This is a genomic window from Gramella jeungdoensis, assembly GCF_023805255.1.
In the GTDB taxonomy this organism is placed as follows: domain Bacteria; phylum Bacteroidota; class Bacteroidia; order Flavobacteriales; family Flavobacteriaceae; genus Christiangramia; species Christiangramia jeungdoensis.
Map to the genome: position 1 here is coordinate 192,895 of NZ_JAMSCK010000002.1, position 25,878 is coordinate 218,772.

Annotated in this window: 22 protein-coding genes; 18 read left to right on the forward strand and 4 right to left on the reverse strand. The window is 35.7% G+C overall.

Annotated features, from left to right (window positions below):
• Positions 1-23 precede the first annotated feature (23 nt).
• The 17 genes from NE848_RS05130 to NE848_RS05210 all read left to right on the forward strand — a co-directional run bounded on the left by NE848_RS05130 (position 24) and on the right by NE848_RS05210 (position 21,854).
• Complete coding sequence (locus NE848_RS05130; RefSeq protein ID WP_252111150.1) at positions 24-1,433, forward strand: nucleotide sugar dehydrogenase; 1,410 nt, start codon at positions 24-26, stop codon at positions 1,431-1,433.
• Between the two features lie 14 nt (positions 1,434-1,447).
• Positions 1,448-2,731: an oligosaccharide flippase family protein gene (locus NE848_RS05135; protein ID WP_252111151.1), complete on the forward strand. Its 1,284-nt coding sequence runs from the start codon at positions 1,448-1,450 to the stop codon at positions 2,729-2,731.
• Positions 2,731-3,939 carry a hypothetical protein gene (locus tag NE848_RS05140; protein ID WP_252111152.1) on the forward strand — a complete coding sequence of 403 codons (1,209 nt, stop codon included), beginning with the start codon at positions 2,731-2,733 and terminating at the stop codon, positions 3,937-3,939. The genes NE848_RS05135 and NE848_RS05140 overlap by 1 nt, the downstream gene beginning before the upstream one ends.
• A 1-nt stretch (position 3,940) precedes the next feature.
• Positions 3,941-5,032 carry a glycosyltransferase family 4 protein gene (locus NE848_RS05145; RefSeq protein WP_252111153.1) on the forward strand — a complete coding sequence of 364 codons (1,092 nt, stop codon included), beginning with the start codon at positions 3,941-3,943 and terminating at the stop codon, positions 5,030-5,032.
• On the forward strand, positions 5,022-6,119 hold the full coding sequence (locus tag NE848_RS05150; RefSeq protein ID WP_252111154.1) for a glycosyltransferase family 4 protein: 1,098 nt from the start codon (positions 5,022-5,024) through the stop codon (positions 6,117-6,119). The genes NE848_RS05145 and NE848_RS05150 overlap by 11 nt, the downstream gene beginning before the upstream one ends.
• Positions 6,116-7,234 (forward strand): glycosyltransferase, encoded by a 1,119-nt coding sequence (locus tag NE848_RS05155; protein WP_252111155.1) that lies wholly within the window; start codon positions 6,116-6,118, stop codon positions 7,232-7,234. Before NE848_RS05150 ends, NE848_RS05155 begins: the two co-directional genes overlap by 4 nt.
• Before the next feature lie 2 nt (positions 7,235-7,236).
• Positions 7,237-8,535, forward strand: a complete 1,299-nt coding sequence (locus tag NE848_RS05160; RefSeq protein ID WP_252111156.1) for a nucleoside/nucleotide kinase family protein — start codon at positions 7,237-7,239, stop codon at positions 8,533-8,535.
• 122 nt (positions 8,536-8,657) lie between these two features.
• Positions 8,658-9,446, forward strand: coding sequence for a phosphotransferase (locus NE848_RS05165; protein ID WP_252111157.1), 789 nt, complete (start codon positions 8,658-8,660; stop codon positions 9,444-9,446).
• Positions 9,430-10,656 carry a glycosyltransferase family 4 protein gene (locus NE848_RS05170; protein WP_252111158.1) on the forward strand — a complete coding sequence of 409 codons (1,227 nt, stop codon included), beginning with the start codon at positions 9,430-9,432 and terminating at the stop codon, positions 10,654-10,656. The genes NE848_RS05165 and NE848_RS05170 overlap by 17 nt, the downstream gene beginning before the upstream one ends.
• Positions 10,657-10,659: 3 nt before the next feature.
• Positions 10,660-11,769 carry a glycosyltransferase family 4 protein gene (locus NE848_RS05175; protein WP_252111159.1) on the forward strand — a complete coding sequence of 370 codons (1,110 nt, stop codon included), beginning with the start codon at positions 10,660-10,662 and terminating at the stop codon, positions 11,767-11,769.
• The gene (locus tag NE848_RS05180) at positions 11,757-12,467 is read left to right on the forward strand and encodes a WecB/TagA/CpsF family glycosyltransferase (protein ID WP_252111160.1); all 711 of its coding nucleotides are present in this window, start codon (positions 11,757-11,759) and stop codon (positions 12,465-12,467) included. Before NE848_RS05175 ends, NE848_RS05180 begins: the two co-directional genes overlap by 13 nt.
• Before the next feature lie 197 nt (positions 12,468-12,664).
• Complete coding sequence (locus tag NE848_RS05185) at positions 12,665-13,645, forward strand: MraY family glycosyltransferase (RefSeq protein WP_252111161.1); 981 nt, start codon at positions 12,665-12,667, stop codon at positions 13,643-13,645.
• A 58-nt stretch (positions 13,646-13,703) separates the two neighbouring features.
• On the forward strand, positions 13,704-14,501 hold the full coding sequence (locus NE848_RS05190) for a polysaccharide biosynthesis/export family protein (RefSeq protein WP_252111162.1): 798 nt from the start codon (positions 13,704-13,706) through the stop codon (positions 14,499-14,501).
• A gap of 1 nt (position 14,502) precedes the next feature.
• The gene (locus NE848_RS05195) at positions 14,503-16,902 is read left to right on the forward strand and encodes a GumC family protein (RefSeq protein WP_252111163.1); all 2,400 of its coding nucleotides are present in this window, start codon (positions 14,503-14,505) and stop codon (positions 16,900-16,902) included.
• A 192-nt stretch (positions 16,903-17,094) separates the two neighbouring features.
• Positions 17,095-18,444, forward strand: a complete 1,350-nt coding sequence (locus tag NE848_RS05200) for a capsule assembly Wzi family protein (protein ID WP_252111164.1) — start codon at positions 17,095-17,097, stop codon at positions 18,442-18,444.
• 678 nt (positions 18,445-19,122) lie between these two features.
• Positions 19,123-21,471: a sensor histidine kinase gene (locus NE848_RS05205; protein ID WP_252111165.1), complete on the forward strand. Its 2,349-nt coding sequence runs from the start codon at positions 19,123-19,125 to the stop codon at positions 21,469-21,471.
• Positions 21,468-21,854: a response regulator gene (locus tag NE848_RS05210; RefSeq protein ID WP_252111166.1), complete on the forward strand. Its 387-nt coding sequence runs from the start codon at positions 21,468-21,470 to the stop codon at positions 21,852-21,854. Before NE848_RS05205 ends, NE848_RS05210 begins: the two co-directional genes overlap by 4 nt.
• Before the next feature lie 60 nt (positions 21,855-21,914).
• Here the strand turns inward: NE848_RS05210 and NE848_RS05215 are convergent, their stop codons facing one another.
• The 3 genes from NE848_RS05215 to NE848_RS05225 all read right to left on the reverse strand — a co-directional run bounded on the left by NE848_RS05215 (position 21,915) and on the right by NE848_RS05225 (position 23,299).
• The gene (locus NE848_RS05215; RefSeq protein ID WP_252111167.1) at positions 21,915-22,244 is read right to left on the reverse strand and encodes a hypothetical protein; all 330 of its coding nucleotides are present in this window, start codon (positions 22,242-22,244) and stop codon (positions 21,915-21,917) included.
• 133 nt (positions 22,245-22,377) lie between these two features.
• Positions 22,378-22,995: a metallophosphatase domain-containing protein gene (locus tag NE848_RS05220; RefSeq protein WP_252111168.1), complete on the reverse strand. Its 618-nt coding sequence runs from the start codon at positions 22,993-22,995 to the stop codon at positions 22,378-22,380.
• Between the two features lie 91 nt (positions 22,996-23,086).
• Positions 23,087-23,299, reverse strand: coding sequence for a hypothetical protein (locus tag NE848_RS05225; protein WP_252111169.1), 213 nt, complete (start codon positions 23,297-23,299; stop codon positions 23,087-23,089).
• A gap of 187 nt (positions 23,300-23,486) precedes the next feature.
• On the opposite strand from NE848_RS05225, the gene NE848_RS05230 reads away from it, so the two are divergent.
• Positions 23,487-25,010, forward strand: coding sequence for a hypothetical protein (locus NE848_RS05230; RefSeq protein ID WP_252111170.1), 1,524 nt, complete (start codon positions 23,487-23,489; stop codon positions 25,008-25,010).
• Here the strand turns inward: NE848_RS05230 and NE848_RS05235 are convergent.
• On the reverse strand, positions 25,007-25,834 hold the full coding sequence (locus NE848_RS05235; protein ID WP_252111171.1) for a universal stress protein: 828 nt from the start codon (positions 25,832-25,834) through the stop codon (positions 25,007-25,009). The two genes, NE848_RS05230 and NE848_RS05235, sit on opposite strands and share 4 nt — an antisense overlap.
• Positions 25,835-25,878 lie beyond the last annotated feature (44 nt).

The window sequence follows — 25,878 nt, forward strand, 5'->3', positions numbered from 1 at the left end:
TGCTTTAAGCGTAATGCTATTTAATGAAGATTAAAAATATTTGTTGTATTGGTGCCGGTTATGTGGGAGGACCCACCATGGCAGTGATCGCTCAAAAGTGTCCGGAAATAAATGTAACAGTTGTCGATATAAACGAAAAAAGAATTGCAGCCTGGAATGATAAGGATGTGGAAAATATCCCGATTTATGAACCAGGATTGTCGAAAGTTGTTGATGAGGCCAGAGGTCGAAACCTTTTCTTTTCTGCTGATGTTGATAAAGCTATCGATCAGGCTGAGATGATTTTTATATCTGTAAATACACCTACCAAGGCTTATGGAATGGGTAAGGGTATGGCGGCAGATTTGAAGTTTATCGAGTTGTGTGCCCGTCAAATAGCAAGAGTATCCACTTCAGATAAAATAGTTATTGAAAAATCCACTCTGCCAGTTCGTACGGCAGAAGCATTAAAGAATATCCTCGAAAATACAGGAAATGGGGTGAACTATCAGATTTTATCCAATCCTGAATTTCTTGCAGAGGGGACAGCTGTTGAAGATCTAATGGATCCAGATCGGGTTTTGATCGGTGGAGATATTGATACAGAAAAAGGAAAAGAAGCAGTAGAAGCTCTTGTCAATGTTTACGCACATTGGGTTCCAAAGGAACGAATCCTTACCACTAATGTCTGGTCTTCAGAACTTTCCAAATTAACAGCAAATGCGTTTCTAGCACAACGGGTATCCAGTATCAATGCCATGAGTGAACTATGTGAGAAGACTGGCGCAGACGTCAATGAAGTTGCCAAAGCGGTTGGAATGGACTCCCGCATAGGATCAAAATTTCTGAAATCTTCAGTCGGTTTTGGAGGTAGTTGTTTCCAAAAGGATATCCTAAACCTTGTTTATATAGCTAAATCTTTTGGACTGAATGAAGTTGCCGACTACTGGGAACAGGTGATCATAATGAATGATCACCAGAAACGCAGGTTTGCAGCAAATATAGTACGAACCCTTTTCAATACGGTAGCAGGTAAGAAAATAGGATTTCTTGGATGGGCATTTAAAAAAGATACTAATGATACGAGGGAGTCAGCTGCAATTTATGTTGCCGATTATCTGTTGAATGAACAGGCTGAGATCGTGGTCTATGATCCAAAAGTTAAAGAAGAACAGATCAATGCAGATTTGGATTATCTAAATACGCGATCAGAAAAAGAAAACAGACAAAGGATAAAGGCTGTTAATGACCCTTACCAGGTTTCAAAAGAAGCTCATGCAGTAGCAATTCTTACCGAATGGGATGAATTCAAGGAGTTGGACAGGAAAAGGATCTATGATGAAATGTTGAAACCGGCATTTCTGTTTGATGGCAGGAATATACTTCACCAATCTTCTCAAAAAGCAATTGGATTTAAAACATATATAATTGGCGAAAACTGTGATTTATTGTAGACGTTTTTTAATCCGTGGAATTTAACCAAATCAAAAATTATATAGCAAAGAATGTTTATAGTGGCGTAGTTAAGACAGCTATTTCATTTATACTTTCTTTAGTAGTTGTTCCGATCACCATAAAGAATATTGGTTTGGAAACTTATGGCTTAATTTCCATTGTGACAGTTTTTTCAAGTTTTACAGGAGTTTTAGATCTAGGTTTGTCTAAAGCCCTTATTACTTTCCAAGGAGAGAAGCGCGATACGACTAAAGAATTATCAAGTATTTATTTAATTAATTTAATCATCTTTTTACTGATAACCTTTTTGGCATTGATAATTTTCTTTGCTAATATCAATTTATTAGGGTCCAAAATTGAATTAGGTTCGGAAACATTAAGTTATGCAAATTTCATCTCCATTTTTCTCCTTGCTTTAGGGGTTTTAAATAATTTATTAAGGGCTTCATTAGAAGCTAATTTTAAATTGCAAATAGTGAATTGGGGATTCTTAATACAATCAATAATTATAAATATAGGGTTTCTTATTCTATCGTTTACCGATTTAAGTTTGATGTATTTTTTTCTAGTCCCGTTAATTACTTCTGTAACTGCTATCATTTATCACTTATCTTTTTTGCCACCCATATACTCAACAATTAGTATCCCTAGTAAAAACCATTTAATAAATGTGTTCAAAATAACTTCAGATTTTTTTAAAATTGGGGCTTTAAACTCCATACATCTCCCTTTGATAAAATATGCTATAATATTTCTGATTGGCGATGGAAGTGCTATAGGAATATTTGAATTGTCAACGAAATTATCAGTCCTTGCAAACAATTTACTTGCCTATGTATCTAATCCTTTTTTTAGCTTATCAGCCAAATTCAAGGACACTAATCTAAAAAATTTATGGACGATCATTAGGAAGGTGTCTTTAGGTTTAATAACCATAACTATATTAGGTTATTTTATATTCTATGTTCTAGAAAAATTTATCATAAATTATTTTTTCGGGGAATACTCAAATGAAATTTTCTTAGTACTAAACTTTACATTGATTGGATATCTTTTTATTGCTGCTAGTGAAAGTATTCAAAAGTTCTTTTTAGGAATAGGAGAAATTTCTAGGGTTACAAAAATCAAATTCTGTGGAATGATACTTAATGGTTTATTGTTACTCGGTATCTATTATTCTAAAAATATCTCCGTGTTAAGCTTGAGTGTGTCTTTCGCTATAAGTTTAATTTTTATAGGATCATATTGGTTGTTTATGGCTTTGAGTAATAACTTACAAGTATTGAAAGAGAAATAATGTTACTTGGAATTATTTTTTTACTGATACAGACTTTTTTTGCAATTACAAAGCCTAAGTATTTTGTATTTCTCTATTTTTTATTTCTAACCTCTTTTTTTGGTTTTCTGTCAAAAGAAATATTGATCGCAGGAAACGAAATAGGATTTTTCTACCAACATATGTTAATGTTGATATCTTGGTTAAAAATTAAGAATAGAAATACTTACCCAAGTCATGTAAAATTTTTTCTAAACGTAACTTCACTACTTTATTTATTTGGGATAATCTATCCGGTTATAGGTGGAAGCTCTTCCATAATTCAAAGTATTATTGCCTCAAAAGAGTTTTCAGGAATCTTTTTGGCACATTATTTATTTTCTTATCAATTTAAATTTTCACTAGAATTCTTGAAAAAGTTGCTGAATTTTGTTGGATATGGGCTTTCTATAATTTTAGCTCTGGTAATATTATGGAACTTTATACCGCCAGAATATGTAAAAGCAGGCTCATATATCGAATATGACTATCCTACTATACTTTCACTATTTTTATTTGTAAAGGTGAATAACTCTTTCACGTTTAAACAAAAGCTTTTATCTGCACTTTTAATAATAGTATGGGTATTGGGGATGATGAGAGAGGGGCATAGTGCCATAATGTTAACTACATTATTAGGATTAACGGTTCTATTATTCAATATACCGCTAGTGAGATTAGCCGGTAAATTTAAATGGATAATCTTATCCATTATATGCGCTCTGTTTACACTGTTATTTTTTTCGGTTGATAGCCAGTTGAATGAGATACTTGAAACTCCCTCATTTAAAGCAAGGAGTGTTTATAATATTGAAAGGTTGGAGTTGATTAAAGAGCAACCTGTTCAGGGCTACGGATTTCTTCATAAAAGTGCGTTGGATTTGGAAGGCGATAATCCCTATATGGAATCTTTAGCCTTTATTGATAGTGGGTATATTGACCTGCTTGGTAAATTTGGGTTCTTGGGAATGCTTATTTATTTTACAGCGATACTTTTACCTATTTATAAGGGATACAATGACTATAAGGTGATAGGATTGAAGTTATTTATTTTGCAGTATTTTATAGTTAGTATTACCTGGTCCGTCTTTACATTCTCTATAGGAATAATCGCTATTGCCTTAGCAATTTTTCTTGACTATCAATATAAGAACGAACTCGAAAACAAGGATCCACAGGGTATCAAATAATATGAATTTAGAACCAAAAATTCTCTATATAATGTCTTCCTACAATTTGTATGGAGGAACTCCTAAAAAAACATTGGATTTAATGAAATACTTCAAAGGTAATTCATCTATATATGTGTATGAAGACGCTTTTCCAGAGTTTAAATCAAAATTTGAAGCTACCGGAGGATCGGTATATGAAGGATTTTATGGAAGGAACCTTTTTGCACATCTAAAAAGACTCTTAGTAATAGTTGATAAGGAAGGGATTAATGTTATTCAGACTCAATTTAGCATGGGAGAAATTCTTGGCTCTCTAGTCAAACTATTCAGGCCTAATGTTAAATTATTGATCGCTTTTGTGGGGCCATTTAAGCCAGGGTGGTTTAAAACCATTCTGGCATCTATTTATTATAAATGGACTGATTCTTTCATTTATATCACAGAATACGTAAAAGGAGAAAAATTCAGCCAATTTCCAGAATTGAAAAAAAGAAGAGGAAACGTGATTTTCAATGGTTCGGATAGAAGAATTAGTGAGGATGATAATATGGTTAAATTAAAAGCTAACTCTTTATTCGATATTGCTGGATTAACTGAATGGAAGAATATTCAGATATTAATTGAGGCCATTAACATTTTAGTGAATGAGAGAAATTTGAAAGAAGTTTTTTTGTATGTGGCAGGTGATGGAGATATGAAAGCAACTCTTAATCAGCTTACAAAAAAATATCAATTAGAGGATCATATATTCCTATTAGGATATCAGTCAAACGTTGGACAGTACTTGGACAGTTGTGATATCTTTGTCCATCCAGCCTATGCTGAAGGCTTTGGAATAGTTATTCCTGAAGCAATGTTCGCTAAAAGACCTATAATAGTTTCTAATGCCGGGGCACTTCCTGAGTTGATAGAAAATGATGTTACCGGTCTTGTTGTGGATCCTCATGATAAAATCGCCTGGGCCGATGCCATCCAGAATTTGATCAGCGATAAAGATAAGCGAATATGTTTAGCAGAAAATGCTCATGCATTTGCCATTAAAAATTTTACGGTAGAGAGATTTATTAAAGATTACGAGGAAACTTATCACTCAATATTAGATGAAAAATAAGGTAGTTTGGTTTCAACCGCCTATGTATCCAGTAAATCACTATTTCTTCAATTCTCTTTCAATTTACATAGATTTAGTGGTTTATCAAATTGGAGATCATCCCAATTTCCATATTGAAAATATAATTTTCAGTGACAGGCATTATGAATTAAGGGTTTTAAACGATTTCACATATCATAATCGGAAAAATTATTCTTTAAACTTTTTAAAATACTTAAAGAAAGATAATCCTGATATAGTAGTAAGTGTCGCTTTCTGGGTGCCTAGTTTTTACCTCTCATTAGCCAAATGCTTTTTAAAATTTAAGTTGGTGATAACTACCGATGCAACAAATTTCACAGAGACGAACCTGGGAACATTTAGAAAGTATTTTAGAAGATTTATTTCAAAAAGGACTGATCATTTTATTGGTGCTTCCCAGTTAACAAAATTCTATCTAAGTCAATTTAAAGAAGAAGAGTATATCAGTATTTCTAGGCAAACAGTACATACTGCCAAGTGGATGGAGGAATCTATTAATAGTTCGTCCAAGGAAGTTTTAAGGGAGAATTTAGGTTTTCCTCAAAATAAAAAGATTATTCTTGGTGTAGGTAGATTTGAGAAGAGAAAAAACTGGGAACATGTTTTTAGGAACTTAGAATACCTCTCTGAAGAATATTATTTCATCCTTGTTGGAGAGGGGGGACTCAAGAACACCTACGAAGAAATGATCAATAATAAAGATCTCGCGAGCAAAGTTTCCTTATTGCCTTGGATAGATAATTCTCAAATGATTTCACTTTACCTGGCAGCAGATTTTTTTGTGTTTCCAACCCTTAGTGATCATTTCGGATTTGTGGTGCCGGAAGCTCTGAGCTGTGGTTTGCCAGTTATCTGTAGTTCGAATGCAGGAGCATCAGAGTTTATAATCGATGGATTTAACGGATATGTGATTCACCCAGATGAAGACTTTCAAGATTTAATCTATAAAATCAGTCAGAATTATGAATTCTTCACAGAGAATGCAAAAAAAATGGCTGCTGAAAACACTTTGGAAAAGAGGGCTGAGCAACACATGTCAATAATCGAGAAAATCCTAAGCCAGTGAAACGCATAGGTCATTTTATACCTCAATATGGTACAAATACCGGAACTGGAAAAGTAATTGAACAAACAGTTAAATTCTTAGACGGACTCGGGACATTTGAAGTGTTTATTTTTAAATGTGGTAATGAAAATAAATATTATAAATTAAATAATATAACCTTTATTGAATATAAAACTAGGTCTAAGCTATTTCCAATTCCTTTTCGAATATTAAAAGATTTATTTTTTAATAAATACAAGCTAAATAGCATTGGAATCCATCAGCCGTTCACAATGAATAATCTGTTGGTTTCACTTTTAGCGAGAATACCACTAGATTATTATCCTCACGGATGTTTTGCCCCTAAAACTCTGAATGCTCCGGGAAAAAAGTTCAAGAAAAAAGTTTATATAAAATTTATTGAAAAACACCTTATTACAAAAAGTAGAAAAGTGGTATGTGCTACGGAGAGTGAAGAAACTCACTTAAAAGAAATTTCTAAAGAGTTCAATACTACCTCGGTACATTACCCTTTTGATGTAGACTTTTTTTTCAATTCTGGAATTACTTATTCAGAGTTTAGAAAGGAAAACAATTTTAAGGAAGATGATATCATATTCTTATTTGTTGGTCGATGGGACATTTACACAAAAGGTTTAGATATATTGATTTCAGCTACAAAAGAAGCAAATAGGCAAAACGCAAAAATTAAAACGGCCCTTGTAGGGTATTCTAAGGATGAGAAGAAACTGAGGGGATTAATTGAAAGATCAGGAACCAAAAATTGTGTTTTTACACTAGGCCCAATGTTTGGAGAATCAAAATTAGCGGCTTTAAATTCTGTGGATTACTATGTACAGCCTTCAAGATATGAATCATTTGGGGTTTCTGTCATCGAAGCTTTATCGGTTGGGGTGCCTGCTATTCTATCAAAAGGATGCAATATATCAAGGGAAATCTTGGCGTCTAAAGGCTGTTATACTTTTAATTCTGACCCTATGGAATTAGCCGATCAGATGTTAGAAGTTACCTTAGATAAGAATGCAAAAAATATTGGAGCTAATGGGCGTAAATGGGTTCAAGCTAATTTGAATAAAACTAATCTAGAGTCTAAATGGACTAATATCTATAAGTAAGCATGCCAAATTATATTTTATCGAACTTTTTTTCAGAATTAAATAATCTAGGGATTTTATATTTGGTCTTAAGGAATTACAAAAAATTACCTGAGTCAACTAATGGTAGTGATTTGGATATTCTTATTCATGAAGACCACTTGATGAAATTTAGCGATTTCTTTTTAAGTTTTATTAGAACATATAACCTTGAATTGGTATCAACAATTCAAGATGGCAAATGTCCTAAGTTTTGTATTTCAAAAAATGACTGGGGTTTGCAAATCGACCTCTTTAAAGGATCGGTTAATTTTGGAAATAAAGAGATAATCCCAGCCAATGTATTATTTGAAAATACTAGAAGTCATGAAGAAGTTAACGTCCTTGATCCAAAAATTTCAGCGGTTTTATCTTTTTTAAAAGAATTACTTAATAATAAGGAATGTACAGAAAAGTATAAAAATTCCCTTTGCGAACAGTTTGAAAATGAAAGCATTCCTGCTGAGATTTTACAAAACTTTCCAACCGAATTTTTTATACTTCTAAATGAACGTTTAGAAAACTTGACCGAAGAGACTTGTCGCTCTCTTTATGAGATCGCTTCACAAAACTTTAAGCGATCTAGGTTTACAGGTTTGAGAAGTAAAATTTCTCGGTTATTAAATCATCCGGGATTTACGATTGCTTTTCTTGGAGTCGACGGTGCAGGCAAGAGCACCGTGATAAACAAAATTACTCCTGTGATAAATATGTCCTTTCACAATGCTGTGTATTACGAGCATATGAGACCAAATAAGTTTCCCAGTTTAGCAGAAGCTATGGGAAAAAGCATAAACTTTGAAGGACCAGTAACAAATCCTCACGCTAGTAAAAGTTCGGGCTTCTTAGGTTCTCTCATGAGATGGGGATACTATTTGTTAGATTATACTATGGGATATTATTTAAAGATCTGGCCAAAAAAAACTCTTAAATCGTGCGTGTGGATTTTCGATAGATATTACTACGACTATCTGGTTGATCCTAAAAGAAGCAGAATAGCTCTTCCAAAATCATTAATAAATTTTGGAAGATATCTTATAAAGTCACCCGATTTAATCGTTTGCCTGGGAACGGATGCTGAAATTATTTATAATCGTAAACCTGAGTTGTCTATCGATGAAATTAATAGACAACTTGGAATTCTGAAAGAATTCTGTGCTAATAATAACAAGGCTGTCTGGATTGATACAGGAAGCAGTATTGATATGTCGGCTCGCGAGACTTTAGATCATATACTTGAGGTGATGAGCAAGAGATTTAAAACATATAGGTTCGAATTATAATGAGGTACTCCTACATTCATCCATTTAAACCGCAATACTTTTTTCCTCAAGGCTTTCAGAAACATCCTTTCTTAAGCTCATTTTATCGACCTTACTCAAAACTAGGAAACCTTTCATGGTGGATGTTTAGAAAAATTGGTCTATTTAGATTGTTATTGGCTAAGGATAATATTGAAGCTTACATTCCTGATAAAAGAATCAGATCTGTGATTGGCAAGAATGTTCTTATTGCCTTTAACCGAGGAACAATTGGGCCTGAACGTAAGGTGACTGGACTTTGCATGGAGAAAAAGCGAAAGTTTTTCATAAAATATGCCGATTCAAAAATAGCAATCGACAATGTTAGGAATGAGCATTTCGTTCTTAAGCAACTTAATGATTTCCATTTTGTGCCGAAAGTTATTGCTTACGATGAAGGGGATGATTTCGCTTTGCTACAAACTACAGTTTTATCAGGTGAAAAGATCAATACATCAAGGCTCACAAAAGAGATTTTGAACAGGCTAATTGAAATAAATAATTTAAAGGTAATCACTTCTGATAAAACCAATAATAATAATGAATATTACTGTTTCGCTCATGGAGATTTTTGCCCATGGAACCTCATGATTAATGAAGGAGAAATCTTAATTTATGATTGGGAGTTGGCAGGTAACTATCCGGTTGGTTATGATTTTTTTACCTATTTGTTTCAAACCAATTTTTTATTAAACCCAAAAAAAGATATAGGGTCTATACTTAGTGAGGGCAGAGAGAATTTGGAATATTACTTTGATAAAATAAAAGTTGCTAATTGGAAAGATCAACTAATAGAATTTGCAGAAATCAAGATTGATAAAGAATCGAAAAAAGCTAATTCTTTACTAAAAAAGCATTTTGAAAATCTGCTGGATTATGCAAAAGAAGCTTAAAATTCTAGTGTCAGCGTACGCTTGCTCACCAGATAGAGGTTCCGAACCGGGTATGGGTTGGAATTTTGTATTGGGTTTAAGTAAATACCATGAAGTTCATGTCATTTCAGAAAAAAAGAAATGGAAAAAACCTGTAGAGGATTTTTTGTCGAAAAATCCTGAAATTTCGAAAAATCTGAATTTCTATTTTATCCACAAAAAAAGAAACAAGAAATTAAGAAAGATATGGCCGCCGTCTTACTATTGGTTTTATAGAGAATGGCAAAAAAGGGCATTTAAACTGGCACAAAACCTTGAAGAAGTAGAGAAATTTGATCTTATCCATCAATTGAATATGGTAGGATATAGAGAGCCAGGTTATCTCTGGAAAATAAATAAGCCCTTTGTTTGGGGACCTATAGGGGGTATGGAGAATTCGCCTTGGAATTTTTTGCCCTCTTTAGGTTTGAAAGGAATGTGTTTTTATGCAGGCAGGAATCTAATCAACCTATGGCAGCGTAATAATGCTATTAGGCCAAAAAAAGCTGCAAAGAGAGAATCTGTAAAACTTATAGCAGCAACCCAGTCCAATAAAACCTTAATCGGTAAAATTTGGAAAAAAAATTCTATTGTAATACCTGAAGTGGGTAAAATGGAAGATGATCTTTTTCAGCCACATTTTCGTTCAACTTCTGATGAAACATTAGAAATTGTGTGGAGTGGGCAACATACTGCTGGTAAAAATTTGCCACTCTTGCTTAATGCATTAAAAAACTCTTCATTGAATTATCGTTTACATGTTCTAGGGACCGGAGAGATGACAAAGAGGTGGAAGGTTTTGGCTGGTAATTTGAATATTAAAAGTAAGTGGTACGGTTGGTTAGAAAAAAGTAAAGCTATTGATATCATGAAAACTGGTCATGTATTTTGTATAACAAGTATCAGCGATTTGACATCGACAGTTACACTTGAAGCTTTATCGTACGCTTTGCCTGTTGTGGCATTAGATCACTGCGGATTTTCAAATATTATTGATGAAAGTTGCGGTATTAAAATTCCAGTTAAAAAACCACGGGAAAGTAGATTGTATTTAAAAGAGGCCTTGGAGACTCTTGGGAAAGATGAAAATTTAAGACAAAAATTGTCTTTGGGAGCTTCAAGGAGGGCCCAAGATTTTAAATGGGATAATAAAATTGAAAAGTTGAATTCTATTTATTCAGAACTAATTTAGAGTTTGAAAAAGAAAATACTATTTATTTTACATTATCCTCCTCCTGTTCATGGAGCAGCAATGGTTGGAGACTATATCCGGAAAAGTGATTTAATTAATGAAGGTTTCAATACCCGATATATTAATCTTGGGACATCCAGGGATATAAATGAAATCGGTGATGTGGGAATCTTGAAATGGTTGAGGTATTTTAAAATTCTTTTTAAAACTTTTTACCAGACGATTTTTTTTAGACCCGATCTCACATACTTTACTTTGAATTCTAATGGAGTTGGTTTTTATAAGGATGCTCTAGTGGCTATTGTCGCTAAACTGGGAGAAGGAAAATTGGTTTATCATTTTCATAATAAAGGAATTCAAAAAAGAGAAGCCAAGTCCTTTGATAACTTTCTATACAGAAAAGTTTTTAAGGATGCGGAAATAATTCTGCTTTCAGAGAATCTCTATCCGGATATTCAAAAATATGTTGATAGACGAAAGGTGCATATTTGTCCTAATGGAATACCGCAGTATGGTAAGAAAGTTTCATTAAATGGAATTGATAAGGAAATCAAAAAGGTTCAACTACTTTTCCTTTCAAATTTAATAGAATCTAAAGGTGTGTTTGTGCTATTGGAAGCCCTTAAAAAGTTGAAGGATCGCGGCATCCATTTTCACTGTTCATACATTGGCGGAGAAGGAGATGTTTCAGCTGAGTTTTTTAATAGTAAAATAAATGACTTTGGGTTAAAAAATTTCGTGTTTTATGAGGGTAAAAAGTATGGAAATGAGAAACTAGAGTATTTATTAAAATCTCACGTATTTGTACTTCCTACTTTAAATGATTGTTTTCCGTTAGTAATATTAGAAGCTCTTCAGTTTTCTTTACCAGTAGTTTCTACCATAGAAGGTGGAATTTCCGAGATGGTTGAGAATGAAAAAAATGGATTTTTAGTTCAAAAGAATGATGCTTTTGAAATTGCTGATAAATTAGAGATTCTAATTAAAGATAGAGAATTAAGGGAGAAAATGGGGGCATATGGGAATTTAAAATATACTGAGGAATTTACCCTCGAGGCTTTTGAATATAGACTTAATGAAATTTTAGAAAATTTGGTTTCATGGAATTATTAGGTTATACAATCAGCTCAAAATTACCTTTAATTAATTATGATAAACAGTTAATTGTGAATACCATAAATCCGCATTCATACTGTGTTGCAAAGTCTGATGCTACATTCCGTGAAGCTTTATTGGGAAGCGATTTTTTACTGCCAGATGGTATAGGAATCGTTCTTGCGGCAAGAATTTTAAAGAAAAAGAGAATTTTAAAAATAGCTGGGTATGATTTATTTGTCTCACTAATGAAACAATTGAATGAGTCTAGTGGAACAGCATTCTTTTTGGGTGCAGCACCAAATACTTTAAGTTTAATCAAGAACAGAGCATCAAAAGAATATCCAAATGTCAAGATAGAGTGCTATTCACCACCTTATAAATCATTTTTTAATCATATTGATAATTCCGAGATGTTTTCAGAGGTGAATAAGGTTTCTCCTGATGTGCTATTTGTAGGAATGACTGCGCCAAAACAAGAAAAGTGGGTTTTTGAAAACAGGGATAATCTTAATGCAAGAGTGATTTGCTCCATAGGTGCAGTATTTGATTTTTATGCAGGAACAGTTAAAAGGCCATCTAAATTTTGGATAGGATTAGGTCTGGAATGGTTACCACGATTTTTAAAGGAACCCAGGAGATTAGCAAAGAGGAATTTGATTTCTACTCCAAAATTTCTATTTGAACTTGTAAAAGCAAAATTTTTAAAAATATAATTATTGCCCTACCAATAGGTCTATTTCATATTAACCTAATCTATATCTTACAAATGAATATTCTTGATCACGAGGTAATCCTTGGATTATTTCGTACTAATTATCTGTTCTTTGTTTTTTGTGTTTTTACAATTGCCTTTAGTGCTACCTGGTACTTTATACCCAAAGTTCTTTGGGTTACCAAAAAAAAGGATCTAATGAAAACAATTAATGAAAGAAGCTCCCATGACAAGATGGTGCCTAATTTTGGAGGGGTAGCCTTTTTTATGGTTTTAGTGCTGATCATTTCAATCCTTCAAAGCGTGAAAACCACCTATACAGGAAACCATCTTATTGTAGCAGCCACTTTATTATTCATGGTGGGACTGAAGGACGATCTGGTCATTTCAACAGCTCGAGTCAAACTTTTCGGTCAGTTATGTGCGGCCTTCTTTCTGGTGTTTTCTCCTGAATTGCAGATCACCAGTCTACATGGTTTTCTCGGGATCTATGATATTCATGAGGCGTATGGATACTTTTTAAGTGCTTTTATAGTAGTAGCCGTTATAAATGCCTATAATCTTATAGATGGAATTGACGGGCTGGCTTCCATGGCGGGAATCGTTATTAGTCTGGCTTATGCAGCTGCATTTTATGCATCGGGGAATCCATATTTCGTATTGGTAAGCGTATGTGTCGCCGGAATTCTTTTTGCTTACCTTCGGTTCAATTTTTCCCGGGGTAGGAATAAGATCTTTATGGGAGATTCAGGATCTCTTATCATCGGCCTTGTAATAGCATGTCTTACACTTAAGATTCTCGCATTAGCATTTGATTCAAAAGTCCAGTATCTAAACAATGCAAGGCTGGTTTATGTTGCCTCAGTGCTTTTTCTACCTTTATTTGATACCTTGAGGGTGATGATTTTGAGGATCCTATCAGGGAAAAGTCCTTTCGTTGCAGATCGTAATCATATCCACCATATCTTACTTGACCTTGGTTTATCTCATTTTAAAGCCAGTTTTAGCCTGGCAATTTTAAATATCCTGGTAATTTTAAGTTTTATTTTATTGAGCAAATATTTGGGTCATGATATGCTGGTTCTGGCTATGATCGGCATAGGCGCTAGTATAGCTTTACTTTTCCAGATCCTTAAAAAGAGAGCCAGGGAGATAAAACGTATCAACTCATTTGCATAATTGAGTTCCACACCTTATAAAGATTTAATAATTCTATATTCGCAAAAATTTTATGGAAATGCAATCCCCTCAATTTTTTAGACCGGTGATCACTATGTTTCTGATCACTATACTTACTACTTCCTGTGTTTCCCGTAAGGAAATAGTATATTTCCAGGGACTGGAAAAAGCAGACGAAGTATTGGATGAAAATATTAATACCAGTCTTGAAATTAAACCAAATGACCTTCTAACAATAAGCGTTTCGGCTCCAGAGCAGGAAGCCGCATTACCTTTTAATCTTCCGGTGATCGGGGTGCCACAGGGAGGAATGCAGGGTGAACTTACTGTTGGTGGTAGACAGCAGATGCAAACTTATTTAGTGGATTCCGATGGCAATATTGAATTCCCTGTATTGGGAACAGTATCAGTGGAAGGACTGAGCCGACAAGAATTATCCGGTAAATTAAAGGAACAGATTAGTGAATATGTTCAGGATCCTATAGTGAATATAAGGATCGTGAACTTCCAGGTAAGTGTTTTAGGTGAGGTAAACCGTCCCGGTACCTTTGATGTCAAAGATGAATATCTCAGTTTGCCCAAAGCTCTTGGTCTGGCCGGTGATCTAAGTATATATGGAAGAAGGGATAATGTGCTTGTGATGCGGGAAGAGAATGACAAGAAGATCCATGCCTACCTAGATCTTACAGACCCAAGTGTAATAAACTCTCCTTTTTATTATTTACAGCAGAATGATGTGCTCTATGTAGAGCCTAATGGTGCTCAAATGCAGTCAGCCAGTTATAACCGTAATGCAGGAGTGTATATTTCCATAGCCTCTGTTCTAATCTCATTAGCAGTCTTAATTACCAATTAATATGTCACAGCAAAATCATAATTCCCGTCCACAGGAAGAAGAGATCGATCTTAGGGAAGAACTAGAGAAATATAGTAAGCACTGGCCATGGTTTGTTCTTGGTGTTCTAATTTGTGTATTCATTGCTTTTGCATACTTAAGAGTTACCACCCCAAGTTACCATACCATTGCGAGTATTATTATAAAAGATGAGGAGAGTAAATCTCCTTCTTCGGAAATGGCGGCCTTTGCCGATCTTGGCCTTTTAGGAGGAATGGGAACTAATTCCATTGAGAATGAAATTGGGATCCTCAAATCGAAACGAATGATGACCAGTGTGGTAAAGGCTTTAAACCTGAATATTACCTATTATGATGATGATGCTATAAAGAGTTCAGAGTTATACAGGGATTCCCCTTATTTCGTTCAGGTGTTAAAGCCTGATGAAAAGAAGCTCTCTGAATTTTCCAGTGAAGGAGCAAACCAGTTTCTTCTAACCAATGTTTCGGAAGAAGGCTTTGAACTGGTCAATAAAGAAACCGGGGAAGTTTTTAAGGGCAAATTTGGCCAGCCTCTGGAAATTCCTTTTGCCGATATAATTGTGGTAGAGAATAGCGATTTTATTCCTTTAGAAGAAGGAGTTCCCAATGTGGGACTTCGCTTTTCCAATATTGAACCAGTAGTATTAAAATACAGAGAAAAGCTTCAGTTGAATCTAACCGATAAAAATTCAAGTCTTATAGAGCTGGGAATGGATGATGAAGTTAAAGCGAAGGCTCAGGATATCCTTAACCAGTTGATCTTTGAATACAATCGTGAAGCTATTGAAGATAAAAATCTTGTTGCAAGAAATACCGCTGATTTCATTGATGAACGTCTGCAAATCATCAACCAGGAACTGGATTCGGTGGAGACCGGAAAAGAGAATTTCAAGGAAGCCAACCGCCTTACCGATATTGAAGCCGAAGCCGAGATGTTCATTGAAAATGCCAGCGATTATAATAAACGTGAACAGGAAATTGCTACTCAACTGGAACTGGCCAATACCATGATCGATTATCTGAAATCAGGCTCACAGTCTGATCTGCTTCCGGCTAACCTTGGAATTGAAGAACAGTCAGTAAACGCCAGTATAGAGGAATATAATAATCTGGTACTTGAACGTAACAGGATCCTTGCCGGTTCTACTGAAAAGAATCCTGTAGTGGTTAGACTTAACAGTCAGATCGACCAGATACGGGATAATGTATTGCATAGTTTTGAAAGGTTAAGGGCTAATCTAAGAGTTTCTCAACAGGAACTGGAAAGACAGGGCTCGGTTATAAATTCTAAAATTTCTGCTGTTCCGGCAAAGGAAAGACAGTACAGAGGGATCGAAAGGCAGCAGAATATAAAGGAATCCCTTTATCTATTTCTGCTTCAGAAAAGGGAGGAAAATTCCTTAAGCCTGGCAGTGACTGCGCCCAAAGCAAAGATCGTAGACAGGGCATACAGTTCGGTTGCACCGGTGTCTCCAAAACCGAAAATCATTTTACTTGCAGCGCTTATACTTGGATTGTTAATTCCATTCCTGGTGATCTATCTGAAGAATCTTCTCAGCAATACAGTTAAAAGCAGGGAGGATATGGAAAAAGTGACTAAAGAAATTCCAATTGTTGGGGAGATCCCTAGTGTGGCAAGAAAAGAAAATGAAATGATCCTGCATAATGACCGGAGTGTCCTGGCAGAAGCATTCAGGATACTACATACCAATTTGCAATATCTTATTGTGAACACTGCAGAAAAGGAAAGAGGCAATACTATTTTTGTCACTTCTACAGTAAAGGGAGAAGGTAAGACCCTGGTTTCTTTCAATCTGGCTCTTACCCTGGCAAATACGAATAAAAAAGTGCTCATCATTGGAGCAGATCTAAGGAATCCGCAGTTACAACGATTTGAGGAAGACGCAAGACTTTATAACGGAGTGAGCGATTACCTGGCAAATGATGATCTTAGGCTTGGTGATCTAATTCGTCAATCGAAACATCATAAAAATCTTAATTTGCTTCCGTCAGGAAACATTCCGCCTAACCCATCAGAACTTTGGAGGAGAACCAAGACGGGTGAGATGTTTAAGGAACTTGAAGCGATGTATGACTATATAATTGTTGATACTGCTCCCTCACTGGTAGTAACCGATACCTTCCTGATCAATAAATGGGCAGATATCACCCTTTACGTGGTGAGAGCTGGTTATACGGAGAAGAAGCTATTGAACTTTGCTGCAGATGCGAAGAATGATGGGAAGTTACATGATGTAAGTTTTGTACTTAATGATGTAAAATGGGCAAACTTTGGTTACGGTAATAAATATGGTTATGCTTATGGCGAGGAAAAGAAGTCCTTTTTGCAAAAATTAAGAAACAAAGCTGCTTTTTGGTAGGACTTCGACCCTTCGTCAGGCTCAGTGTTCAGTCCTTCCAATGATCAATTAACAATATCTATAACCAATTAGTTTGATGCCCTGAGCTTGTCGAAAGGCTCTTAATTATTGTAATAAAATAAATTTAAATTTTAAGACCAGCTTAAAGTACTAAATCGCTTTAAGCTTTTCTTTTTTATAAACGATTACAAGGTGAAAATAAGAATAAGCTTATTATATATCCTCTTAATGTCTGGTTTCCAGGTATTCTCTCAAGTCGATTTTTCAGGAAGTCTAAATCTTCAGGGATATTATTCGAATAAAGAAAAATTGCCATTCTGGTTCTATAGTAATCAGAGAGGCAGAATATCTGAAGAAACTACTATGGCAGGCTGGATAAGTGGGAAGATGGATTATACTATTTCTGAAAAATCCAGCTTGGAGATAGGTGGAGGACTTTTATACCAGGATGATTACCTGAACGATGATTTTATTGATGAACTATATATTGATTTTAAATATTCGAAGTTCAGTTTAATTGCCGGGAGGAAACATTACGAGGAGTTATACAATGGATTAAGTGCTGCCAATGAGAATTTTGCCTGGTCCTTGAACGCAAGTCCAATGCCGGGGATACAGATAAAAACTGATGAAACTATTTATTTTAATCAAAATGAAAAGCTGGGATTCGAATTTTCATGGGCGGAATATTTAATGGGGAACGATCGTTTTGTAAAGGGAACTAGATTACATTCCAAAAGTTTATACCTCGTCTATAATTTAAATCAAGACTGGATATTAAAAGGAGGGATCAGGCATTTTGCTCAGTGGGGAGGTAAATCTCCAGTCGGAGGTTCTCAACCTACTGGGCTTAAGGATTATTTTATGATCATTACTGGGAGAGAAGGAGGTGAAAATGCGTTAGTTCAAGATCAGCAAAATGTATTAGGTAGCCATTTAGGAACTTATGAACTTTATTTAAGTCGAGAATTAGGAAATCTTAGATTCAGGTTTATATATAATCATTATTTTGAAGACGGTACAGGCAGTCGTTATGCCAATTTTCCTGACGGAAGGTATGGATTCTATTTTGAGAATAAAGAGGAGAACAGTCTTTTCCAGAGCTGGATCTATGAATTCTACTATACCCGTAACCAGAGTATGAACAGTTCTGCACCCCATAAGTATGATTACTATTTTTGGAACGGAATTTATAGATCGGGTTGGACCTATCAGGATCAAATTATAGGAGTGCCATTTTTTGATTTTGATGAGGAGACTCCAATTATCACTGGCAATAAATTCCTCGCTCACCATATTGGTTTAGCAGGTAATTTCAATAATTATTTTTTGAGCTATCCATTTAAATTACTGGCCACTTATGTTCGTAAGGATGGAACCTTGTCTAAACGATACACGCCAAACCGGGATGAAATCTATCTGAGTTATGAAATGGGACTGCTTAAAGAACCTTTTAAGCTTTGCATAATGCTGGGAGCAGAATATTCCAATGTTGCCAAGCCTGTATACGGCGCCGGCCTTAGCCTTTCAAAGCAGTTTTGAGTATTCGGTAGTTTGTAGTTCGGGGTTGTGTGTTGTGCGTTCTCTTTTGTGAGTTGAGAGTTGTGTGTTGTATGTTGTGTGTTGTGGGTGTAAGTCATTTCGAGCAAAGCGAAGGAATCTCCTTATTAGTTGGTAGTCTTTAGTCTTTAGTCTTTAGTCGGGAGTAAGTCTATCCTCTATGTTATCTTCTCTATTTTCAATAATTCAACATTCAAAATTTATCTTTTAAAAAAGAGCTTAAAACTTACTGCTTAAAGCTATAAGCTATTCTATAAGAGTTTGCCACGGCTTCGCCTCGCAAAGACCTTAAGGTTTTTTAGTTGGTAGTCTCTAGTCGTCAGTCCGTAGTAAGTCTATACTCTATTTTCTCTTTTCAATAATTCAACATCCCAGAGAAAGGCACCGCTCCTTCGACAAGCTCAGGACGCTCAGCCTGACATTAGTCATTCGACATTTAAAACCTAACACATCTCTTCTCTATTCTCTACTCTCCGTTAACAACAATTCAAAATTCAACATTTAAAATTCCTTTATTTAACTTCTCAATACTCAATACTCAATACTCAATACTCCGAACTCCGAACTCCGAACTCAAAATTAATCTTCATATTTACAGCTAATTACCTATATTTGACAACCCTAAAATTTAAGCCCTAAACCAGCCTTTAACCTCGTTGAATGGCCCAAACCATTAAAAACCCTAACACCATCTCTAAAAGGAAGCCATTCCTTATAGGCTTGCTTGCATTCCTGTTTCTGCTGCTTATCGGTTTTTTCATGTTATGGCAGCGCTACCAGATCCTGGAGGAATCCCGTCAGAGTGAAATGGAGGGAATCATTGATGTGGTGGAGCAGAATATAGATCAGTCCCTTAAATACAGCTATTCGGCAGCTCTTTCACTTGCTCTGCAAATCGACAATGATGGTAAGATCGATAACTTTGACGAAGTAGCACCCCAACTGGTTGACAATAATCCTAATATAGACGCGATTGAAATAGTTCCCGATGGGATTATAACAAAAGTGTATCCTTACGAGGAGAATAAAGCCGCTATAAATTATAACATCCTACAGGATAGTACACGTAACGAGGAAGCTTTTAAGGCAATTGAAAGAAGACGGATGTTCTTTGGAGGGCCTTTTGAACTGAAGCAGGGTGGAGTGGCTATAGTGGGAAGACTTCCCGTATTTATAAAGAATGAATTCTGGGGATTTGTTGCTGTTCTTATAGATTTTGACAATCTGATCCATCAGTCGGGGATTAGGGAACTGTCGGGAGAAAGGTATAAGTTCCAGTTCTCCAAAGTGAATCCGGTAACAAACAAAGAGGAATTCTTCCTTAAAGGAGTTTCTGGAGTAGATGGATCCTATTCTGAACACATTACCCTGCCCGATGGGGACTGGAAGATTTATATTATTCCACTGGATCCATATCAGCCTCTGTATGCCGTAGTGCCCGTTGCCTTTCTGATTCTTATCCTTTCAGGTGCATTTGGCTGGATCATTTACAATGCGATGAAACAGCCTTTAATTCTTGAAGCGAGGGTAAAAGAGCAGGCGGGAGAGCTTGCTAAAAGTGAACTGCGCTTCCGAACTATTTTTAACCAGGCTGCTATTGGAATGGCGAGGGTGAATTCCAAAACAGGAATGATCCAGCAAACCAATAAACGTTTTCAGGAATTGCTGGGATATTCTGAAGAAGAATTGAAGACAATGGATTATAAGGATGTTTCCCATCCTGATGATCTTGTGGAGAATACTGAGCTCATGAGGAAACTCAGAAATAACAGTATTAGGGAGTACAGTCTTGAAAAACGTCTTGAAAGAAAAAATGGAACCAATGTATGGGTAAGACTCAATGTTTCTGCATTATGGGAAGAAGGTCAGCCAGCAACATCCCATATTGCTCTGGTAGAGGATATATCGGCAAGGGTAAAAGCCAAACAGGAATTAATAGAGAATGAAAAAAGATTTAGGTCCCTTGTAGAAAATTCTAATGAGGTCATTCTTATTATAAACAAAGAGGGAGAAGCGGTTTACTGCTCCCCTTCTCTGAAACGAATTACGGGTTACGATGAACTCCTGTGCTCCGGAAATGATATTTTTTCTTTGATACATGCCGAGGAACGTAACCTTTTACTTGAGAAACTCAAATGTGCTAATGCCAATCCGGGAAAAGCATATGCAGAAATTGTTATGAGGGTTAAAACAAGTAATTCTCACTGGATCTGGGTGAATGCAACACTTACAAATCTTCTGAATGAAAAGAACGTAGAAGGATATGTGGTGAATTTAAGAGATGTGACCGCAAAGAAGGAAGCCGAGCTCAACCTTGTGAAATCCTATGAGTTGGTGATGGAGCAAAACAAGAGGCTATTGAACTTTGCCTATATTGTTTCTCATAATTTGCGTTCCCATTCCAGTAACCTCGAATCTATCTTAGATCTTTATGATACTGAAGACTCTGAAGAGGAAAAGCAGAACTATATGAGACTTCTGAAAAATGTATCAGAGAATCTCAATCAGTCCCTTCATGATCTTAACGAAGTGGTTTCTATAAATACAAATTTAGATATTAGTCTTGAGCCGATCAGTGTTTCAGACTATGTGGATAAGACAATTGAACTTCTTGGGTTGCAGATTAAATCAAAAGAGGCAAAGGTTTGTAAGAAAGTTCCGGCTGAGATGGTTGTGTCATTTAATTCTGCTTACATGGAAAGCGTGCTTCTTAATTTTCTTACCAATGCGTTAAGATATAGTCATCCTGAAAGGCAGCCTTATATCAAAATAAGAGGATATAAAGAAGGATTTAACTGGATACTGGAGGTAGAAGATAATGGGATAGGCATAGACCTGGAAAAACATGGGGACAAGGTTTTTGGGCTGTATAAGACTTTTTCTGGCAGGCAGGATGCCCGTGGAGTAGGTTTGTTCATTACCAAAAATCAGGTAAATGCCATGGGTGGATCTGTTGAGGTGACTAGTGAGCCTGATGTTGGCACAACTTTTAAAGTGGTCTTCAAATGAAAAAGGATATTTGTGTCATAGACGATGATGAGATCTATCAGAAGATTATTAGAAAGTTAATCACCCGAGCCGGTGTATTTGAAAAGGCCTTCTTTTATATGAATGCTGTAGATGCGCTGGAAGATCTTAAAAATCCGGAAACCAGTTTGCCAAGCGTAATCTTGCTGGACATCAATATGCCGGCCATGGATGGGTGGCAGTTTATAGAACTACTTCAGGATTCATATCCTTCCCTGTTCAGTAAATGTGATATTTATATAGTGACTTCATCTATAGCATATTCCGATAAAGAAAAAATGGAAGACCTCCCGGGTTTGGCAGGTTTCTTATCAAAGCCAATAAATGTAGATAAGCTGGTCGAAATTGGAGAGGCTGTAAAATAAAAAAGCCCGGTGTAGGGACCGAAGCTTTATACTAATAATTATTGGGGCTGAATTGTAACTCTATGCAGCCGATATCACGTTGTAGTGTGTTAAAAGGCTTTGATAGAAGAAAAGACTTTTTTCGTCTTTCTTAAGACAGGATTTAAGGAATCTTTCAATATCCTGACATTCAAAAGTGATATTGGTATATCTTCTACCGCCTACAGGCAGTTGCATATCGATTGTTTGATTTTCATAATCGATATTTACATGCTTTGCCTCGAAGTACTTTTTGATGATGGCGCGATGCATAGTCTGGAAATTTGAATTTTCCAGGTTCCTATTATTAATACTGTAAGAAATGAGATTTTTGACTTCATCAATTATCTCGGGTGTAGTAAATGTGCTCATAGGTGTCGTTTTCATCATTTTCTTCTCGGCTAAAATACTACTACACAGGATAAAAGCTGTTAAAAAAAATGTAATACTTTCCTCGTTAATAAATTTTTAACTTCGCGAGAACCGAATTAAGAAAGTATTTACTTTAAAGATCCAGAACCACCGGAGAGTTCATGATTCTAAAGCGTTCATCGAGAATGGATAGATTAAAATATTGCGATTTTGATCGCTTTAGGCTACCTGATGAATGATGTATATGTCCAAACAAATGATATTTTGGTTGGACAACCTCTAAAGTTTGGCTTAATTCTTCACATCCTAAATTCAAACCACTTCCAATTTGGTCCAGAATTCCGTGTGGAGGCGTATGAGTAATTAGGATATCTGTGGTTTTAGGGATAAGGTCCCAGTGTTTTTTTATGTCTGCTCCTCTTTCACGATTAAAGGCCCAGGTGCCTATGCCCGGGGTAAAAGGTGACCCCCAGAAGTGCAATCCTTCAATTTCAACTCCTCGGTCAATTAGTAAGTGAATATCTTTTGGGAGGTTCTTTAAATTTTCTGGTTTTTGAAAATAAAAGTCGTGATTTCCCGGAACCAGGATTTTATGTTCGTGAGGCTGATTAGTTAACCATTCCAGGAAATCTGAAGTTTCATTTTTGGTCCCTCCATCGGTACAGTCACCAGCATGAATAAGAATATCACCTTCTGGTATAGCTATATCATGATGTTGGTTATGGGTATCGGCCAGGCAAATAAGCCTCATGTATTTTTGATTAAAATGAAATGTCAATGTAAATAAAAAAATCCGTCGTGTTCAACAACGGATCATATATCTCCTTTAATTTTCAATGAAATTAAATTTCTTCCTCTTTATCTAATTGAAAATTATCCCTGTTATTAGGTAGTACTTTGTTAAGTGTTTTAAGCATTCCGAAGGCTATGATCGCAGCGGTGACGGCAAAAAATATAAACTTTAGCAACAAACTGTCACTAATAAGCAGGCTGTAGAACCCAAGGAAGATCTCAGTAACTACAAACACTATTTTTATGCCGACTTTAAAAAACATTTTTTCTCTTTTTGAATCTGTCCAAATATAGCACCCAATTATCGTACCGGGAAAGGAAAGAATTAAGTTTGACGAAAATTTAACTTGGGGATCGCCTGTCTCACAATCTTTTAAGTTAAAAACTCTTAAACATTATCTCTAAATTACCGCGAATTGTAAATTGGTTCTAACAAATCAATACCCGTAATTGAAAAGATCTACAAAATTTGCAATCGGAATTCTGATAGGTATAGGCCTTTTGGCTTTGTCGTTATTATTTCTGAACACTTACCTTGAAAAGAATATCAAAACTGCTTTAGAGTCTAATCTGGAAAGGGTCAACGCAAAATTCAAAAAGGTTGACGTAAAACTTTTAGACAGGAAAGCTGAAGTAATTCAGCCGATTTTTAAAATAAAAGGTAAAACTCTTGAAGTAGATACTATTCTTCTCAATAATATAAAACTCTGGAAATATATTACCAGAAAAGATATTGTCGCGGGAGATCTCAATATTTCCAATCCTGTGGTAAGGGTCTATAATCTCCCTGAAAATAAAAAGGATACTACTTCAACTAAGAAGTCCCGGGATTTCAAACCTAAGATATTTCTTGAAAAGGTGAAGATAAGTGGCGGGACATTAAAGATATTTGAAAAGGATAGTTCTGAGCACAGATTTTATACAGGTTTTAGTAATATTAGCTTGAGGAATGTTCGTATTAATGAAAAAACACTAAAGGAGTCTGTTCCTTTTAATTATGATTTGCTTCTCCTTAAAGCCGATAGTATTTTCTATGATCTGGATGCTCAACATGAAATGTCTGCTCGTGACTTTGAGATCGATAATAATAAGGTGTTGGTAAAGGATTTCAGGATCATTCCAAAATATTCCAAATCTGGTCATCAAAAGACCATTTCGGTTGAAAAAGACCGTTATGATCTGAGGGTCGACTCCATCACCATGAATAATTTTAGCTGGTCTGTTGAAAAGGATTCTTTAAAAATCCGTAATTCTTTTACCGGTATATCAGGAGCTAACTTTAATATTTACAGGGATAAACTGCAGCCCGATGACACTACCTATAAGCCAATGTATAGTTCCATGATCCGGAAACTTCCTGTGAAACTTGATCTGGATAGTATAGAGGTGTATCGCACCTATATAAGATATGAAGAGAAGATGCATAAAGACAGGGAGCCTGGTGTTGTTGAGTTCTCCAATTTGTATGCAAATATTCAGAACCTTACTAATGCAGGTATGGGGATGGAAGACTTTCCAAAGACCAGCATAGATGTGAATGCTGATTTTATGAAGGTTGCTCCTTTAAAAGTGAACATACAATTTGATGTGAGTAATATTTATGACAGGTTCCAGGTCTCGGGTGAGATGGGCAGACTACCGGCTGAACCAATGAACAAGTTTCTGAAACCGGCTATGAATATACTTGCTGAGGGTGAAATTTTAAGCATGTATTTCAATTTTTCCGGAAACAATAACAAAGCTAACGGAGATATGAGATTGGAGTATAATGACTTTAAGGTAGAGGTATTGAGAAAAGATGGCGAACGGAAGAACAAGATCGTATCAGCTGTGGCCAATCTTTTTGTAAAGAACAATGCTCTTAATGAAAAAGCCGAATATAAAGACATAAGTTTTACCCGGGATAAGACCAGGTCATTCTGGAATTATTTCTGGAACCTTATAAAAAGAGGTGCTTTAAAGACCTTTCTCTAGATTTTGAAGGTGACAACAGGTCGGTTAGCATGATTTACAAGATCTTCACTAATACTTCCATTAAAGAAGTGTGCCAGTCCTTTGCGGCCATGTGTACTTATGCCTATGAGTCCGGCATTCATATTTTCGGCAAAGTGTAAAATCCCTTTTTCCACACTTATGTCATTATATATATGTATCTCGTAATTTTCGGGATTTGATTCGTTTATGAATTTAGCCATTCTTTCGCTGGCTTCTTCACTGGTCATAAAATTATTAGGAGTATTAACAAACAGTAAGTGAAGTTTGGCTCCAATGGTATTGGCAAATTTTATCGCTTTCCTTAAGGTATGCTTATGTTCAATATTTGCATCGGTGGCAAAAATGAAATTGTCAATTTCAAAATTCGGAATTTCGTTCTTAATAACCAGCACGGGAATCTCTGAATGTCTTACCACTTTTTCCGTATTGGAACCGATGAACATTTCCTGAAAACCGCTTGTGCCGTGGGAGCCCATAACAATAAGGTCGCATTTTTTTTCACGGCCAATTTCCATGATTCCATCGAAAGCCCTGTGAAACTCCACGGTCTCGTGTACTTTTATTCCTTCCAGATAAGGTTTTTTCATCAGGTTGGAGAAACGCTGGTGCGCCAGTTTCATGAAAAATATGGCTTCAGGTAAATTGTGGCTGCTTCCCTGTACCGGGTCTATTAACTGAAGCGGTAACTCCAGCATATGCAGTAAATAGATCTCTCCATCGAACTTTCTGGCAAGTTGTGCGGCTACTTTAAGCGCTCTTTCGGCCTGGTCGCTGAAGTCTGTCGGAACAAGGATGTTTTTCATGAGTTTGAGTAATAGCTTGTAAATGAATGTGTAATTAAAATTAC

What these genes read in the sequence shown, in the direction of transcription:
- NE848_RS05130 (WP_252111150.1), top strand. Translation starts at nt 24, where the DNA reads ATGAAGATTAAAAATATTTGTTGTATTGGTGCCGGTTATGTGGGAGGA.
- NE848_RS05140 (WP_252111152.1), top strand. Translation starts at nt 2,731, where the DNA reads ATGTTACTTGGAATTATTTTTTTACTGATACAGACTTTTTTTGCAATT.
- NE848_RS05145 (WP_252111153.1), top strand. Translation starts at nt 3,941, where the DNA reads ATGAATTTAGAACCAAAAATTCTCTATATAATGTCTTCCTACAATTTG.
- NE848_RS05150 (WP_252111154.1), top strand. Translation starts at nt 5,022, where the DNA reads ATGAAAAATAAGGTAGTTTGGTTTCAACCGCCTATGTATCCAGTAAAT.
- NE848_RS05160 (WP_252111156.1), top strand. Translation starts at nt 7,237, where the DNA reads ATGCCAAATTATATTTTATCGAACTTTTTTTCAGAATTAAATAATCTA.
- NE848_RS05165 (WP_252111157.1), top strand. Translation starts at nt 8,658, where the DNA reads ATGTTTAGAAAAATTGGTCTATTTAGATTGTTATTGGCTAAGGATAAT.
- NE848_RS05170 (WP_252111158.1), top strand. Translation starts at nt 9,430, where the DNA reads ATGCAAAAGAAGCTTAAAATTCTAGTGTCAGCGTACGCTTGCTCACCA.
- NE848_RS05180 (WP_252111160.1), top strand. Translation starts at nt 11,757, where the DNA reads ATGGAATTATTAGGTTATACAATCAGCTCAAAATTACCTTTAATTAAT.
- NE848_RS05185 (WP_252111161.1), top strand. Translation starts at nt 12,665, where the DNA reads ATGAAAACAATTAATGAAAGAAGCTCCCATGACAAGATGGTGCCTAAT.
- NE848_RS05190 (WP_252111162.1), top strand. Translation starts at nt 13,704, where the DNA reads ATGCAATCCCCTCAATTTTTTAGACCGGTGATCACTATGTTTCTGATC.
- NE848_RS05195 (WP_252111163.1), top strand. Translation starts at nt 14,503, where the DNA reads ATGTCACAGCAAAATCATAATTCCCGTCCACAGGAAGAAGAGATCGAT.
- NE848_RS05205 (WP_252111165.1), top strand. Translation starts at nt 19,123, where the DNA reads ATGGCCCAAACCATTAAAAACCCTAACACCATCTCTAAAAGGAAGCCA.
- NE848_RS05210 (WP_252111166.1), top strand. Translation starts at nt 21,468, where the DNA reads ATGAAAAAGGATATTTGTGTCATAGACGATGATGAGATCTATCAGAAG.
- NE848_RS05215 (WP_252111167.1), bottom strand. Translation starts at nt 22,244, where the DNA reads ATGAGCACATTTACTACACCCGAGATAATTGATGAAGTCAAAAATCTC.
- NE848_RS05220 (WP_252111168.1), bottom strand. Translation starts at nt 22,995, where the DNA reads ATGAGGCTTATTTGCCTGGCCGATACCCATAACCAACATCATGATATA.
- NE848_RS05225 (WP_252111169.1), bottom strand. Translation starts at nt 23,299, where the DNA reads ATGTTTTTTAAAGTCGGCATAAAAATAGTGTTTGTAGTTACTGAGATC.
- NE848_RS05235 (WP_252111171.1), bottom strand. Translation starts at nt 25,834, where the DNA reads ATGAAAAACATCCTTGTTCCGACAGACTTCAGCGACCAGGCCGAAAGA.